Raw genomic sequence first — 14,825 nt, forward strand, 5'->3', positions numbered from 1 at the left:
TCTTCGCCGCACAAAAATGCTCTGCGAACACACCGCGACACGCAGTGGTAGTAAGGCGTATCTGACAGGTTAATAAGGGTTTTACGCGGTCTGGGCATGAGGTTAAACAAAACGAGGAAAGTAGGTTTTCTATTGTGCTGAAGTTGGCTCAAAATCCAACTGTACTGAGGGATAGAGAGTGAGTGTCCTTGGCATTGGTCTAGGAATAGAGAGTGACTGTCCTAGACAGAAAGAAGAGTGACTGTCCTAGGTAGAAAGAGCGAACGCAGTGAGTGAGTTAGCTCGCTTGTTAGAAGACCTGAGCTACCATATTGAAAAAACGTTCATCTTCGCTCTGTATAGCAAAACCATTTCTTTTATAAAGGCTGACCGCTGGACTAATTTTAAATACCCGTAACGTAAGGGTGTTTAAATTGGCATTTAAAGTGCGATTTTTAGCTTCTTGTAATGCGGCGAATCCAATCCCTTTATTTTGTACCGAAGAAGCAACCTGAAGGTCTCTTAGAACACAAAACTGACTATCAAATTGCAAGCGCATGACTCCGACAACTTGTTGTTGAAAGATGATGTCATAATTTTCAAGCTCTAAAGTAGCTTCATATACTTTTGATTCATCCCAATCTGGCGCAAATTGTTCGTAATAAACTCGCATGTTACTAAAAGTGAAATTGGCTGCCCTTTTTAGATTTTCAGAACGTACAAACGTAATGTTCACGAAGCCTCCTAGCGCTGAACTTTAGGACGCTGGAATGCGTCCTGGCAGATAAAGTAACCGATGATAGCGTTTTGTTATACTGCAAGCTTGTCATTCCTGGCTCTTAATAGTTTTCTTGTTGCAGAGTCCGATAATTGCAGAAAGAGCGCAAATCATCAGGAACGAAATGAAAGCCACTATGGGTGCAAAAAGATCAAGATACTTTAACTGTATATTCATAACGACTTGAAAAAGAAAAGCCCCCGTGAATCCTGATAGTAAAATAGCGCTTTTGTAGTTTTTGACAAAGTAATGTGAGGCTATTGAGCACAAAATGCCAATAGCAGCTAAGGCGACGGCCCCAACTATCCCTTCATTCATTTGGATTTGCCTATGTAATATAATAACTTGCCCCCACAAACCCTTTATCTGCTGATACCAAGGCCGTTTTTACTATTTCGTTAATCAATACCCCATTCGGTTAGCCAAAGCCAGCTCTGGTCTTCAGTACTTTATATGTAAACCGCTTAGTGAAGAAAACGAATCATTGGCTCATTTTTTGGTTATAAAGGAAAATTATATATGCTGTATAAAGATAGACGGCGGTCAACAGCACCAAACAGCTTAAGTAAAAAAGTATATGTATGACGGCGCAATACACTCAGGTTTAATTTGTGGAATGTTGCAGCCCATAACGTTAAGCCAGACTATCCCTACGCCGCGACGAGACTGGAATGCCTTACCCTGCCCGCGATGCTTTACTTAAGTAACAATAGCCCTATATCGTGGCTTATAGTGCATCGTTGCTGTCACAGCAGTAAGACGTCGGTCTCTCATATAGATTTTCATCATAAAACGCTTCCTAGCTTACGTTGAACCTCCACCAGAACTAAAAAATTTAAACAGTTTCAATTGCCTGAGTGATATAGCTATTTATACTTTTATTGTCTTCATTATCTTTCTCAGTTTATAAAAGTACGCTAGGCTTACGATGCCCTACTTTTAGTAGGTAAACCATTCTATAAATTGTACTCCAATAGCCACGCTTATTCGGTGAACGATTTAATAAACTATGTAAAACATGTCTACTCTCAGTAGAAGGATTTATAAACATGCAAACCTCGATGCCGATGGCCCTCTATCGCAATTTTTTGGGTCACGCACCTGACTGGTATAAAAAAACCATTATTGCCTGCTTAATAGCAAACCCCTTTATTTTCATGGTCGACAGTTATCTGGCTGGTTGGGTGTTAGTTATTCAATTTATTTTTACATTGGCAATGGCATTGAAGTGCTACCCGCTTCAGCCTGGAGGGTTGCTGCTTATAGAAGCAATGTTTATAGGGATGACATCACCCGAGCACATGTTGCACGAAATTCAGCTGAATCTTGAGGTGATTTTATTGCTGGTGTTCATGGTCGCGGGTATTTACTTTATGAAAGACCTGCTTATGTACCTTTTCACCAAGCTGGTTATAAAGGTGCGCAATAAAACCATTTTATCACTATGTTTTATCGCAGCTTCGGCTTTTTTATCTGCCTTTCTCGATGCCCTTACCGTAGTCGCCGTTATAATTAGTGTGGGGCTTGGTTTTTATACTATTTATCACAAAGTTGCGTCAGGAAAAGAGTTTCATCACGATCATGATCATACCAGCGACGATGCGGTTGAAGAACTAGGTAAAAACGATCTGGAAGATTTTCGTGCATTTTTACGTAACCTGATGATGCATTCTGCGGTAGGTACGGCATTAGGCGGGGTTATGACCATGGTCGGTGAACCACAAAACCTGATTATTGCCGATAAAGCCGGCTGGAGTTTTGTGGAATTTTTCATTCGAATGTCACCTATAACGCTTCCGGTATTTGTATGTGGACTTGCCACTACTCTCTTGCTGGAAAAAACCAAACTATGTGGTTATGGCGCTAAACTATCGCCCGCCGTTCGTAATATTCTGGCCGATTATGATATGCATTCTGATCAGGAACGCACCACCAGAGATAAAGCCCGTCTCGCAGTCCAGGCGCTTATTGGAGTGTGGTTAATTGTGGGTTTAGCCGGTCATTTTGCATCGGTAGGCCTTATCGGGTTGTCAGTAATTATATTAGCCACCTCGATGAGCGGCATTATTGAAGAACATGCATTAGGTAAAGCGTTTGAAGAGGCTTTGCCCTTTACCGCTTTGCTTTGTGTATTTTTTGGGGTGGTTGCAGTAATTATCGATCAGGGTCTGTTTCAGCCAGTCATTCAGTGGGTATTAAGCTTCGAAGGCAAAACTCAGTTAGTGATGTTTTATCTGGCCAATGGTGTGCTATCGATGGTTTCAGACAACGTATTTGTCGGGTCTGTTTATATTACCGAAATCACTGCAGCGCTGGCCGAAGGAAAAATCACTCGTGATCAATTTGATTTGCTGGCCGTAGCCATAAATACCGGAACAAACTTACCCAGTGTTGCCACCCCTAATGGACAGGCCGCTTTCTTATTTTTGCTTACCTCTGCCATTGCGCCGCTATTGCGCTTGTCTTACGGACGAATGGTGATCATGGCACTGCCCTATACTATTGTGCTTACTCTGACAGGTTTAGCGGCTACATATTTCGGGCTGCTTGATTCAACCCAATTTTTATATGATGCACATTTAATTGAACATCACAGCGCTGATGTTCCATCGTCTTCACCGTCGCATTAACGAGGTTTGTAAATAGTTTATGAGCTTTATTCAGACAATAAGCCGCGCGGCAGCCCATAAGGGCGCCTGGCTAATTTTGTTTCTCAGTGCTTTAGCGCTAGAGATAGCCGCGCTGTATTTCCAATATGGTTTGGGATTGGCACCCTGCATTATGTGTATTTATCAGCGCACTGCTATGTATGGAATTGTGCTGGCAGGATTGTTGGTTGTGCTTATTAACCATAGCGTAACCCGCTTTCTCGGGTTTACCGCCTGGCTAGTTTCAGCCGGCTGGGGCTGGCTGATTGCGAGTGAACATGTCGAAATTTTGCACGCTTCAAATCCTTTTTTCGCCAGCTGCGAAATTGTACCTAACTTTCCTGCGTTTATGCCTTTGCACGAGTGGTTACCGGCGATATTTGCGGCAAAAGGTGACTGTATGGAAGATGGCTGGCGCTTTATGTCGATGGGAATGGCCGAATGGATGATGATTATCTTTGCTGCTTACTTTATTACCGGCGTGGTGGTATTAACCTGTCGTTTAATAGGTAAAAAAGCATTTTGATCGACCTGTCGATTCTACCCTCGCGATTACCTTCGCCCAAAAATCCCTATGCCTCTGTATCGGTGGTCAGATTGGGCGCTCGTTATTCCGAAGCGCTGGGTGAAGCTTGCCGGGCTTCTGCTACCCATGTGAAGCCTTGGTTGGGCACACAACTATGTCCGGTCACCCCGGCGGCGATAAAAAAGTTCATCCAAAGTTGTGAGAATAACCGCAAGAATGGTTATGGTATTATCTACTTACTGATGGGCCAGGAACGGTGTCTGGGAATGGGGATTATTAACTATATTCACCCTGTGCACGAAGTCGCTAATCTAGGTTACTGGATTCGCCCTGAGGCGTGTGGCAACAATTTAGCCGTAACCCTGTGTCAGAGTTTACAAAAGCTGGCTTTTTCGCAAATTCAGCTACGCCGGCTCGAACTTTTTATTGAGCCGGACAATAAGGCCAGTATGAGGGTGGCGCAAAAGCTGGGGGCTCATTGTGAAGGGCTTTGCGAGCAACGTATTTTTGGGCGCGATGCTTATTTATATGCGCTGGTAGGTAATGAGTAGCGCCCTGGTCTTTAGTCTGAATCTTCAAGGGGCCACAAAGCGATATAATCTTCAAAATGCTCCAGGTCTACATCGCACTCGTACACAGTTTTGCCTCTGACCGACATTTTTTGCTGATGCATCTTAGACTTTTTACCTTGATTCAATAAAGGATGCCACGACGGCAAACCACGGTTTTCGTACAGTCTGCGATAGCTACAGCTGGTAGGCATAAAGAAAATATCTTTCAGGTTCGCCTTGGTCAGCTTCACACAATCAGGCACCAGATGCGTACGGTTTTCATACTCAGTACATTCGCATGATTTGGTATTCAGATAACTGCAGACAATATTAGTATAATGAACCTGTTCATCAGCATTCAGGTGACCGGTAGGCGCGGCATCTTCAGCCTCGTCGTCTTCAATAAATTTATGTAAACAGCATTTACCACAGCCATCGCACAACGCCTCCCACTCTTTGTCTGTCATTTGTTCGAGTGATTTGGTTTCCCAGAAATTGGCATTCATACGGCGACTACACTTGTGGTTATTTCGATTTCGGATGAGAGGCAAACGGTTATCGTGTCGTTATGGGCCAGTGGCCCTACCCCTTTTGGCGTGCCGGTTAAAACGATATCGCCCGGCTCTAAACTGAACTCAGCAGATATTTCGGCAAGAAGCGCGGCAACCGGACGCATCATTGCACTGGTATTCCCCTGCTGTCGAACCTTATCATTAACCGTTAACCAAAAGTCCAGGTTTTGCAAATCGCTGAACTGTGAGCGCGGTACAAAATTTGATACCGGACAGCTGCTATCAAAAGCTTTAGCGCGCTCCCAGGGCTGGCCTGACTTTTTCAGCTGGCTTTGTACGTCGCGCAACGTAAGATCTAACGCAAGCCCCACGCCCCATATTGCTTGCACGGCCTGAGCTTCATCGGCATTTTTGAGTGGCTTGTTAATGAGTACGGCCACTTCGAGCTCATTGTGACATTCACCTTTATCAGCTGGAATATTGATGGGCTGGTGCATATGACACAATGCTGCCTTAGGCTTCATAAACAGCAGAGCTTCTGACGGCATCTGTGAATTAAGCTCTTGGATATGGTCAAGGTAATTGCGACCTACGCATACGACCTTTGCAGCCGGCAAAGCGATAGGTGAACCCTGACTGTCTAAATGCTGGTACATTTTATTCGCCTTTTTTTATACGATCGGCTAAATACCCAACTGACACCCCAAAATAACTGGAGCGATTCCATTTCATTAAAGTATGAAAGTTATTGTAAACCAGGTAAATACGGCCATTCGGACCATCGGGCATAATCAACGAGGCTTTAATATCGACATCAGGGAGTTGGGTATCGTTGTACCGTGTTACTCCACGCTCCTGCCAACGCGCAAGCGGCACATAATCGGTCAATTTAAGCCCCGCATGTTCACCGTCATAATGGCTACTTAATTTTACCTGGCGGCCCCAGGTGAAATTTTCATCCCATCCTTCAGAAGCTAGAAAGTTCGCAATTGAAGCAAATACGTCGGCTGGTGTATTCCAGATATCTTTGCGGCCATCCTGGTCATAATCTACTGCGTAATTTAAAAACGAGGTAGGCATAAACTGACTTTGCCCCATGGCGCCCGCCCACGAGCCCTTCAGATTCTCAGCTGTTATATGACCCTGCTGCAAAATAGTTAAAGCCGCAAAAAACTGTTTTTTAAACAACGCTTCGCGCCGGCCCTCGTAGGCTAATGAACTTAAAGCAGACAATACATCATACTTGCCCTGAAGCTTGCCAAAATTAGACTCATTACCCCATAATGCGACGATAAATCGTGGCTGAACATGGTATTTTGCGCTTATTTCTTCAAGCAAAGATTGGTGTTTATTTAACAGGCTGACCGCCTGCGAAACCTTCCAGTCGGGCACCCTGGTAGCCAGATAAGTGTCTAATGTAATTTTTCGTTCGGGCTGATTTTTATCTGCCTTTACTACAGTGGGACGGTACTCAATATTTTCAAAATGGGTGTCGAGCCACTGTGTATCGAAGCCCTTTAGTTGCGCTTCTTGCTGCAACTTAGCCACATAATCATGAAAGCCGGCTTTTGATTTTTCTGCATGAACAACAATGGGCGTAATGAACAACACAATAGCACTGCATAAACATAACAATTTCATATCAGAACTTTTTCGACTCTTCACGAGCGCTCAGCCCCATAGACAATCGATGCTCGGCTAACCAGTCTTCTTGCTTAGGGGGAATTTGTAAGTAGTACCCTTGTTCGTTTAATGCGTCGATCAGACGTTTTTTATCCACCCGACCTAGCTGCTCACGTTTATCTAATGGCAACAACATAACCAGTTCAGGGTGACCAAATTGTTTCATCAGTATCTCAGGTACCTGTGAAAAATCTTCCTTGGTTTTGATATACAGAAACATGCCTTCTTTTTTTCGGGTTTTATACACCGCACAAAGCATACGTTTTCCTATTTTAATTTTCTAAAATGTGAGTCAGCTTGTTGTCAAACAAAGGGTTACGCCAGCTACTCAACAAATCGGGTTGTAACCCCTGAGCCCGGGTTTCATCCATTGATAACCAGTACCACTTTATGGCTTGATTCATTTGTTTTTTGGATGCTAACACTTCAACAGGAATAGCCTGGGTAGTCGCGACCTCGTCAACCAGCGCTTTGATTTTAGCCAGGGTCTTCTTGTACGCCGAGAACTCCATTAGCCTACGAACTTTAGGTAAATGCTGAGTTTCTGGCAACTGTTCAAAATCGGTTAACGCCTTTTGTACTAAGGCTACCAGAGTATCGCCGTAACGGCGCATTGTGGGGCCTATCATACCTTCAATACTGCTTAAAGCATTACGACTTTCTGGCAAGCGCATGGCAATTTCTAATAACGCCGATTCTTTAACCACAAAGTTGAGTGCAATATCTTTTTTACGGGCCAACTGAAGCCGCCATGCCGTCAAGCGCTGCAATACAAAAAGCTGTTTAGCGTTAAGTTTCCAGTTGTTTTTAATAGGCAGATAAGCATATTCAACAGGAAGTTGAGACTGTTTTTTACGCCCTAACGCGGCAATTTCTTCTATTATCCATGGCGTTCTGTTGCTTTGGTCACTTTGCAATCGAAGTTCTCGATAAACAGGCAGTAAATACAGTACATCGTTCGCTGCGTAGACTAGCTGCTTTGCACTTAAGGGCCGCGCCAACCAGTCGGTGCGCGATTCACCTTTATCCAAAGCCACCCCGCTCATTGTTTCGACCAGCTTGGCATAACCTAAAGACGTACCTAATCCTAACATTGCCGCAGCAAATTGCGTATCGTAAATAGGTGTGGGTAGCGTATCGAATGCGTTCAAAAAAGCTTCTAAGTCTTCCGAACAAGAATGTAATACTTTTACCACGTTTTTATTATTAAGAAGCTCGACAAATGCTGACATATCGTCGATAGCCAGAGGGTCTATCAACACAAGCTGCTGCCCATCATACAATTGCAATAAACCAAGCTGAGGTGTCAGCGTGCGGGTTCGCACAAACTCGGTATCTAAAGCAATAGCGTCACACTGACTGGCGTGTTCACACACCGCATTTAGCTTCGCGGTTGTCGTTATTAATTCATAATCCATAATAATAAAAACAGCCGGCATCTGCCGGCTGTCCCTGAAAAAATATACAAATAGTGCGCTTTAAAAGCCACGCGCACACGGCAAAATCTGGTAATCAGTCGCGAAGCTCACGGCGAAGAATTTTGCCTACGTTGGTTTTTGGCAATTCATCTTTAAACACAACCTGCTTAGGAATTTTGTACCCTGTAAGATGCTTGCGACAATGAGCAATAATATCTTCTGCGGTGAGTGAATTATCTTTTTTCACCACAAACAATTTTACAACTTCACCGCTAACATCATGAGGCACACCCACGGCAGCAGCTTCAACAACCCCGTCGTGCATCGCTGCGACTTCTTCTATTTCATTTGGAAATACATTAAAGCCTGAAACCAGAATCATATCCTTTTTGCGGTCAACAATATAGAAGTATCCCTGCTCATCAACTCTGGCAATATCCCCGGTGGCTAACCAACCGTCTTTCAAAATTTCGTTAGTGGCCTCTTCACGATTAAGATAACCGCGCATAACCTGCGGACCTTTGACCCATAACTCGCCGGGCTCGCCTTTATCCACTTCGTGGCCATCTTCATCCAGCAATTTGATATCGGTAGAAGGAACCGGAAAACCAATGGTCCCTTTATATTCTTCTATTTGCGGAGGCGTTACTGCGACCACGGGAGAACACTCGGTTAAACCATAACCTTCGAGCAGCACCGAACCCGTCACTTTCTGCCATTTTTCGGCTACCGGACGTTGCACTGCCATCCCCCCGCCAAGACCAAACTTAAATTTAGAAAAATCTAGCTCGCTGAATCCAGGTGTATTTAACAGGCCATTAAACAGTGTGTTTACGCCGGGCAATACAGCAAAAGGGTATTTGTTTAGCTCTTTTATAAATGCTGGCATATCGCGCGGATTCGTAATCAGCAGATTGGGGCAACCGTATTTCAAAAACAGCAGGCCGTTAGCTAACAACGCAAAGATATGATAAAGCGGCAAGGCGGTAACCACTAAATCTTTGCCTTTGTCTATTACGGTTTCAAGAATGCCGGATACCTGTTCCAGGTTAGCAATCATATTTCTGTGGGTAAGCATTGCGCCTTTAGACACCCCGGTAGTGCCACCGGTGTATTGTAAAAAGGCTAAGTCTTCGCCACTTATCTGAGGTTTATTAAAGGTAAGATTTTCGCCCTCGTTAACCGCTTTCATGAAAGGTGTTGATGAGGGAAGTGAAAACGAAGGCACCATTTTTTTAACGTGTTTAACCACCAGATTAACCACCCACCGCTTGGGTACGGGTAGCATGTCGCCCAGTGCGGTTAAAAAAACGTGCTTAATGGCTGTATCAGCGACAACTTCTTCAAGCGTGCAGGCAAAATTTTCGACAATCACAATACCTTTGGCATCAGAGTCTTTAAGCTGGTGCTTTAATTCTCGGGCGGTGTACAAAGGATTGACGTTAACCACCACCAAACCGGCACGTAAAATACCAAACATTGCCACCGGGTATTGCAGCAAATTGGGCATCATAATGGCAATGGCATCGCCTTTGTTAAAGCCGCTATTTTGTAAATAGGCAGCAAATTGCGCGCTAAGCTGATTTAATTCGTTAAACGATATTTGATGGCCCATATTGATATAGGCCGTGCTGTCGCCGTAGTTTTTTACAGACTGTTCAAATATATCGACCACCGATGAATAAAGATCCGGGTCAATTTCTGCATTAACACGAGGGTCGTAATGCTCAAGCCAGGTTTTGTCCACAAAACCTCCTACTTATTCTTCTTTATATGACTTCCAGGGCATATTGACTGAGAAATGCACAACTGGTCTGATTACTTGGATATAGTATCGGAAGTCCCTATAAAGATAAACGTCCTTATTTACAATTGTTCAACAAATGTCACTACCGCCGGGCCTACATCTTCAGGCTTTTCCATATGAATATGATGACCACCGCTAAAATATTCGCACCGGGCATTTTTGAACCACTTTTCGCGTTGTGGGTAAATAGTCGAAACCTCTTTAAAGCTATTCTCGGCAGCTGCAAAATATACGGGACACGTTATTGCCTGCATCAGCGCCTTAGCCTGTTCTTCGGTAAAACGAAGGTTTGAAAGTGTCCGAAGTTTCGGATCGCTGGCCCAAAAATAATGACCTCCTGCATCCTGCGTCAGATTTCTTTGTAATATGGCCCGAACATGGGGCTCACTCAGGTCGCTAATTTGGCACCTCGCGGCCACCGCTTTTTCTAAATCAACAACTTTAAGGCGGTTACGGCTTCGTTTGAACCGGCTTTCTATACTGCTTTTTAGCTGAGCCGCTGTAGTATCGGCAGATTCGGTTAATGGTCCACACGCATCAATACTAATAACACCTGATACTTTGGCAGGAAAAATACCTGCATACATTGTTGCCAGAATTCCACCCAATGAATGGCCCAGCAGAATCACATCATCAAACTCTTGATGCTCAATAAATGCATGCAAATCTTGTAAATAGTCGGCCAGGTTATAATGAGCGCCATAGGGGCGGTGTGAAGAGTTGCCATGCCCGGCCAGGTCTAGCGCAATAAACCGATAACTATGTAAAAAAGGGGCCAGGGGTTCAAGACTTGCGGCATTATCCATGTAGCCATGCAGACCAATAATAACCTTACCACTACCCTGATTGTCTAAAGCTGTTAACGTGACCGCGCCGGCCTGAAATTCAGTTTCTATCATGTCACTTCCTGATTAGCTTAAAACACGAAAAGCGGCATCATATTGCCGCTTGACTAACAAAGTGTTGCCTCATTACGGCAATACCTGGTCATTCTATCTCAGGTTTTATACCCCCGGTAACGGGTTCGGATCGCGCTTCTGGCCGTTTTAACCGATTTTTTTGTACTGAGTTTGACTGTTTAAGTTTGGGTTGAAAACCTCGACTCTCAATCACCCTTATCCGCGAAGTCCCAAACCCAAATTGAGGCCCCCAAAGTGAATGGCGATAATAAAACGGTGAATACCAACCGGTGTTATAATTAAAGTATAGTGTTGATACATCGTATGTCGATGTTTCGCGCCACAGATGATAATCACGCGCTTTTACAGCCGGAAACGTATAAGGCTGCTCTCCTACCATACCCGTAATGGGTTTATCGACACTTCCCAAAAACGTCACCGAACGGCCTTCTTCAAAAACGATAGGATCTACAAAGCCGTCAATTTTTACTTTAAACCGACCTATGGTTTCTTCAGAAGTATTAGGTCGCCCGTAACTGTTAAGGGGAAAGTGGACAATTTCTATAAAGGTTTTTTCAGGTTTGTTTTCAACACCTGCAATAACACCCCCCCAGCGAGCTGTGCGGCCCGTTACCTGAGGGCCGCCCGTGACCGCTCCCTGGTAGGTGACTAAGGCCGTACCGTCAGGCACCGCTAAGTTGTCAGGTACCATGGTACAACCTGACACAAATAATAGGGTACTGATTAACATCAATCGAAAAGACATCGTTATCTCCATAAAGGCTGAGACCATTGTTTACGATAGTATAGAAAATAGGGATGAATAACACCTGAACAAACGCAAATTTTAGACGGTCAGGCGTACAGGTCGACACCCATCATAGTGCGAATAGTGTCTCGCTGTGATTCACGCTCATGGCTCATGTACGCCTGTACGGCTTGATTCGCTTTTCCTTGAGGTTGATCGTAGCCTGAATCCTGAGCAAACCGGTGAGCCTTATTTAGGGTGTCAGCATTAGAGGTAGTGCGCAGGCTTTGGCCCACCTCTATTGCAGGCGATTGCTCTTCGCGGGTTAGCCGCCTGACTTTATGAGTATCGTCATTAGCACGGCTTTGCGAGTCAGGTGCGATTACCGAAAAATTTGTATTTATATCCATAGCATTAAAGACGCGTTATTAAGCCTGAAAAATTAAAATTTAATACCACGCACACTAAAATAGACCCCGTTCTGACGATGCGCAAATTTCGATTCTTTTTAAATAAAGCAGCGTAAGATAGTGCAAGTTTTATACCTACACGGTTAGATGGCTCGTCTTAACCCGCTATTCTCTGCCCGGAAGCTTTTTCCAGGTCACTTTATCCCGTAAATAAACGGGCTCTATGGTATCAGCCCTAAAAGTACGTCCAGCAGCAAATTCGGGCTCAGCTAATGCCAGCATGTAACGGGCTTGAGGATAAACAACGGGTACAGGTTGCCCATCAAGTTTATGGACCAGTTCATTGTATGCCTGCCAGCCTGTTCCGGCAGCGATAAAAGGCTTATCGTCTATCATTTTTACCGCGTTTTCTGGCAGACAAACCTGTTCTGTAACAGTGCATTTTGCCCTATTGTCAGCCGCTTCAAAACAGGCAAAATAGACCTCTTTCATTCGCGCATCGATGGCGGTAACCACTTTATCGGCCTGATGTTCTATAATAGCTTGCTGCGCCATGGCCCCCAAAGTGCTGACACCCACTACGGGTAACTGTGAGCCTAAAGCCAGCCCCTGAATCATACCGGTGGCTATTCTGACCCCGGTAAAGCTGCCCGGCCCCCGCCCAAATACCAGGCCGTCTAACTCATTTAAGGTGGTACCCGCTTCTTTAAGTACTTGGTCTATCATAGGCAGCAACTTCTGACTATGCTGCTGAGGACAAAGTTCAAACCGGTGAGTGACATTTTGCTTAAATTGGACCGCGACCGAAAGCGATTCGGTGGCCGTATCAATGGCTAATAGGTTCATCATAACTAACTACTCAATGTTGGCCAAAAAAGACTCTACCTGTTCGAGGCTTCGGGTACGCTGCATATCAGGCAAGCTGGCTAAAAAGGTTTTTGCATAAGGTTTGGTTACCAGACGATTATCGCAAATTACCAATACGCCTTTATCGCTGGGATCGCGGATAAGACGGCCGGCTCCCTGCTTTAATGTGATCACCGCCTGCGGAATCTGGATTGCCGCAAAGGGATTGGCGCCACGCTTTTTAACATCTTCCATGCGTGCCTGCAAAAGAGGATCATCAGGGGATGCGAACGGCAGTTTGTCTATCATAACACAAACCAGATCGCTGCCGCGTACATCCACCCCTTCCCAAAATGCACCAGTACCCATCAATACCGCATTTTCGTTGGCTAAATATTCTGCCAGCAGTGCTTGCTTGGTGGTACTTCCTTGCACCAGTAACGGGTTGTCAATTTGCTCTTCTAGCCGGGCGGCGGTTTCGCGCAACATAGCGTGGCTGGTAAACAACAAAAAGCAGCGGCCACGGCTGGCTTTGATTAATGCCTTAGCGGTTTTGAGTAATGTTTCGCGCATATTAAAACTGTTCGGCTCGGGCAAATACCTTGGCACGCACAACATGGCTTGTTGCTGATAATCAAACGGACTATCAAGCCCTAATGTTTTAGCATCTTCAAGACCCATACGCCGCTGAAAATGTTCAAACCCGCCATCTACCATCAAAGTGGCCGAAGTAAAAATCCAGCCCCGGGGCGGGTCGCTGATAAAGCGACGAAATTTAGCCGCAATTGACAGCGGCGTAAGATGCAGCACAATATGTCTTGGGGTGGTTTCGTACCAAAGACTCACGCCCTGTTGCTCGGTATTACGAAACGAATCAAGCTGTTCGCGTGCCTCTACAACCCGTTCGTATAAATTATCCAGGTCTTTGTCACGACCAATATTAAGTTTGCAAACTTCATGCAGTACGCCCAGAGCATCGGCCAAACGGCTAATTTGTGTTTGCACGTCCTCACGCCCCATCGCCTCAACCCAGCTGCCACGTTGGGGATTTTCAGCAAACAACAAACGTAAATCTGAAGCCACAACACGGCATTTATCAGCAGCCTTATCTAGCTGGCTGGCATCTTTTAATACCGTACGAAACAACAGCGTAATATCTTTGGCCATATCGTGAATCTGACGGGTCGACAATGTTTCGCCAAAATAGTCGCTTGCGATATCCGGAATTTGATGAGCCTCGTCAAAAATGACAGCGTCTGCTTCGGGAATAAGCTCGCCAAAGCCGGTGTCCTTTAACGCCATGTCGGCAAAAAACAAATGGTGGTTTACCACAATAACATCCGCTTCCAGCGCTTTACGGCGGGCCAGTACCAGGTAGCAGTCTTCGTAATCAGGACAATCCCGCCCCAGACAGTTGTCGACCGTTGACGTTACCAATGGCAGTACACGGGCGTCTTCGGGTAATGTTTTAAGCTCGCCCATATCACCACTTTTGGTGGTGGTAGACCAGGTTTTTACCGCCGAAAGCTGATCAAGCGTTTCTTTTTCAAGCAGCGTTGAATTTCCGCCATGCTGACTTAGCCGATGCAAACACAGATAGTTAGAGCGCCCTTTCAATAAGGCTGTTTTGCGTAAGCTTCCCAGCGCTTTTTTCACCAACGGTAAATCGCGATGATAAAGCTGTTCCTGCAGGTTTTTAGTCCCTGTGGAAACAATCGCCTTGCCCTTGGCCCGTAACGCGGGCGCCAGATAGGCAAAGGTTTTGCCGGTACCCGTACCCGCCTCTACCACCAGACTGTGTTTTTCATCCAGGGCGGTTTGCACCGCCTGAGCCATTTCAGTTTGGGCATCCCTGGGCACAAACCCTTTAATTGTTTTGGCCAACAGACCGTCAGCAGAAAAGATTTTAGAGATGGAGGACATACAAACCGCAGATAACCAAAAAAACCTATTATGCCAGACTCTGCCTGAAAATGGCGAGTCACGATAATTTAATCATTTGATATTTTTTGCTTTTTGA

15 protein-coding genes and 1 pseudogene are annotated in these 14,825 nt (G+C 45.1%); 3 read left to right on the top strand and 13 right to left on the bottom strand.

Features of this window, described 5'->3' with window-relative positions; all coding sequences use genetic code 11:
* Together JK130_RS16700 and JK130_RS15685 are read right to left on the bottom strand one after the other, a co-directional pair.
* Window positions 1–98: pseudogene (locus JK130_RS16700) on the bottom strand (transposase); the annotation flags it as partial.
* 191 nt (window positions 99–289) lie between these two features.
* Window positions 290–715 (bottom strand): GNAT family N-acetyltransferase, encoded by a 426-nt coding sequence (locus tag JK130_RS15685; protein WP_218355276.1) that lies wholly within the window; start codon window positions 713–715, stop codon window positions 290–292.
* Between the two features lie 1,091 nt (window positions 716–1,806).
* On the opposite strand from JK130_RS15685, the gene nhaB reads away from it, so the two are divergent.
* Genes nhaB through JK130_RS15700 form a run of 3 tightly spaced genes read left to right on the top strand, consistent with a single transcriptional unit; the run spans window position 1,807 to window position 4,482 of the window.
* Window positions 1,807–3,387 (top strand): sodium/proton antiporter NhaB, encoded by a 1,581-nt coding sequence (gene nhaB / locus JK130_RS15690; protein WP_218355277.1) that lies wholly within the window; start codon window positions 1,807–1,809, stop codon window positions 3,385–3,387.
* Window positions 3,388–3,406: 19 nt separating this feature from the next.
* Complete coding sequence (gene dsbB / locus JK130_RS15695) at window positions 3,407–3,931, top strand: disulfide bond formation protein DsbB (protein WP_218355278.1); 525 nt, start codon at window positions 3,407–3,409, stop codon at window positions 3,929–3,931.
* The gene (locus tag JK130_RS15700; RefSeq protein WP_218355279.1) at window positions 3,928–4,482 is read left to right on the top strand and encodes a GNAT family N-acetyltransferase; all 555 of its coding nucleotides are present in this window, start codon (window positions 3,928–3,930) and stop codon (window positions 4,480–4,482) included. Before dsbB ends, JK130_RS15700 begins: the two co-directional genes overlap by 4 nt.
* An 11-nt stretch (window positions 4,483–4,493) precedes the next feature.
* Here JK130_RS15700 and JK130_RS15705 read toward each other — a convergent pair whose 3' ends face one another.
* From JK130_RS15705 to yoaA, 11 genes are all read right to left on the bottom strand, one after another.
* A complete protein-coding gene (locus JK130_RS15705) occupies window positions 4,494–4,988 on the bottom strand; it encodes a YcgN family cysteine cluster protein (RefSeq protein WP_218355280.1) in 495 nt (164 codons plus the stop codon).
* Window positions 4,985–5,650, bottom strand: a complete 666-nt coding sequence (locus JK130_RS15710) for a fumarylacetoacetate hydrolase family protein (RefSeq protein WP_218355281.1) — start codon at window positions 5,648–5,650, stop codon at window positions 4,985–4,987. The genes JK130_RS15705 and JK130_RS15710 overlap by 4 nt, the downstream gene beginning before the upstream one ends.
* A 1-nt stretch (window position 5,651) precedes the next feature.
* The gene (locus tag JK130_RS15715) at window positions 5,652–6,635 is read right to left on the bottom strand and encodes a lytic murein transglycosylase (RefSeq protein WP_218355282.1); all 984 of its coding nucleotides are present in this window, start codon (window positions 6,633–6,635) and stop codon (window positions 5,652–5,654) included.
* Window position 6,636: 1 nt separating this feature from the next.
* A complete protein-coding gene (locus JK130_RS15720) occupies window positions 6,637–6,936 on the bottom strand; it encodes a YcgL domain-containing protein (RefSeq protein ID WP_218355283.1) in 300 nt (99 codons plus the stop codon).
* Between the two features lie 13 nt (window positions 6,937–6,949).
* Entirely contained in the window at window positions 6,950–8,095 is a 1,146-nt protein-coding gene (gene rnd / locus JK130_RS15725) for a ribonuclease D (protein WP_218355284.1), read from the bottom strand.
* 94 nt (window positions 8,096–8,189) lie between these two features.
* Entirely contained in the window at window positions 8,190–9,842 is a 1,653-nt protein-coding gene (fadD, locus tag JK130_RS15730; protein WP_218355285.1) for a long-chain-fatty-acid--CoA ligase FadD, read from the bottom strand.
* Window positions 9,843–9,961: 119 nt separating this feature from the next.
* The gene (locus tag JK130_RS15735; RefSeq protein WP_218355286.1) at window positions 9,962–10,801 is read right to left on the bottom strand and encodes an alpha/beta fold hydrolase; all 840 of its coding nucleotides are present in this window, start codon (window positions 10,799–10,801) and stop codon (window positions 9,962–9,964) included.
* Between the two features lie 88 nt (window positions 10,802–10,889).
* On the bottom strand, window positions 10,890–11,567 hold the full coding sequence (locus JK130_RS15740) for a Slp family lipoprotein (protein ID WP_218355287.1): 678 nt from the start codon (window positions 11,565–11,567) through the stop codon (window positions 10,890–10,892).
* A gap of 89 nt (window positions 11,568–11,656) precedes the next feature.
* Window positions 11,657–11,959 carry a hypothetical protein gene (locus JK130_RS15745; protein WP_218355288.1) on the bottom strand — a complete coding sequence of 101 codons (303 nt, stop codon included), beginning with the start codon at window positions 11,957–11,959 and terminating at the stop codon, window positions 11,657–11,659.
* A 165-nt stretch (window positions 11,960–12,124) separates the two neighbouring features.
* Window positions 12,125–12,805 carry a tRNA (adenosine(37)-N6)-threonylcarbamoyltransferase complex dimerization subunit type 1 TsaB gene (tsaB, locus tag JK130_RS15750; RefSeq protein ID WP_218355309.1) on the bottom strand — a complete coding sequence of 227 codons (681 nt, stop codon included), beginning with the start codon at window positions 12,803–12,805 and terminating at the stop codon, window positions 12,125–12,127.
* Between the two features lie 9 nt (window positions 12,806–12,814).
* Window positions 12,815–14,728 carry a DNA repair helicase YoaA gene (yoaA, locus tag JK130_RS15755; RefSeq protein ID WP_218355289.1) on the bottom strand — a complete coding sequence of 638 codons (1,914 nt, stop codon included), beginning with the start codon at window positions 14,726–14,728 and terminating at the stop codon, window positions 12,815–12,817.
* Between the last annotated feature and the right edge of the window lie 97 nt (window positions 14,729–14,825).

It is taken from the genome of Alteromonas lipotrueiana, from assembly GCF_019249245.1.
Classification (GTDB): Bacteria; Pseudomonadota; Gammaproteobacteria; order Enterobacterales; family Alteromonadaceae; genus Alteromonas; species Alteromonas lipotrueiana.

Bases quoted from the DNA above. Each gene is read 5' to 3' on its own strand.
- nhaB (WP_218355277.1), top strand. From the start codon at position 1,807: ATGCAAACCTCGATGCCGATGGCCCTCTATCGCAATTTTTTGGGTCAC.
- dsbB (WP_218355278.1), top strand. From the start codon at position 3,407: ATGAGCTTTATTCAGACAATAAGCCGCGCGGCAGCCCATAAGGGCGCC.
- JK130_RS15705 (WP_218355280.1), bottom strand. From the start codon at position 4,988: ATGAATGCCAATTTCTGGGAAACCAAATCACTCGAACAAATGACAGAC.
- JK130_RS15710 (WP_218355281.1), bottom strand. From the start codon at position 5,650: ATGTACCAGCATTTAGACAGTCAGGGTTCACCTATCGCTTTGCCGGCT.
- JK130_RS15715 (WP_218355282.1), bottom strand. From the start codon at position 6,635: ATGAAATTGTTATGTTTATGCAGTGCTATTGTGTTGTTCATTACGCCC.
- JK130_RS15720 (WP_218355283.1), bottom strand. From the start codon at position 6,936: ATGCTTTGTGCGGTGTATAAAACCCGAAAAAAAGAAGGCATGTTTCTG.
- rnd (WP_218355284.1), bottom strand. From the start codon at position 8,095: ATGGATTATGAATTAATAACGACAACCGCGAAGCTAAATGCGGTGTGT.
- JK130_RS15735 (WP_218355286.1), bottom strand. From the start codon at position 10,801: ATGATAGAAACTGAATTTCAGGCCGGCGCGGTCACGTTAACAGCTTTA.
- JK130_RS15740 (WP_218355287.1), bottom strand. From the start codon at position 11,567: ATGTCTTTTCGATTGATGTTAATCAGTACCCTATTATTTGTGTCAGGT.
- JK130_RS15745 (WP_218355288.1), bottom strand. From the start codon at position 11,959: ATGGATATAAATACAAATTTTTCGGTAATCGCACCTGACTCGCAAAGC.
- tsaB (WP_218355309.1), bottom strand. From the start codon at position 12,805: ATGAACCTATTAGCCATTGATACGGCCACCGAATCGCTTTCGGTCGCG.
- yoaA (WP_218355289.1), bottom strand. From the start codon at position 14,728: ATGTCCTCCATCTCTAAAATCTTTTCTGCTGACGGTCTGTTGGCCAAA.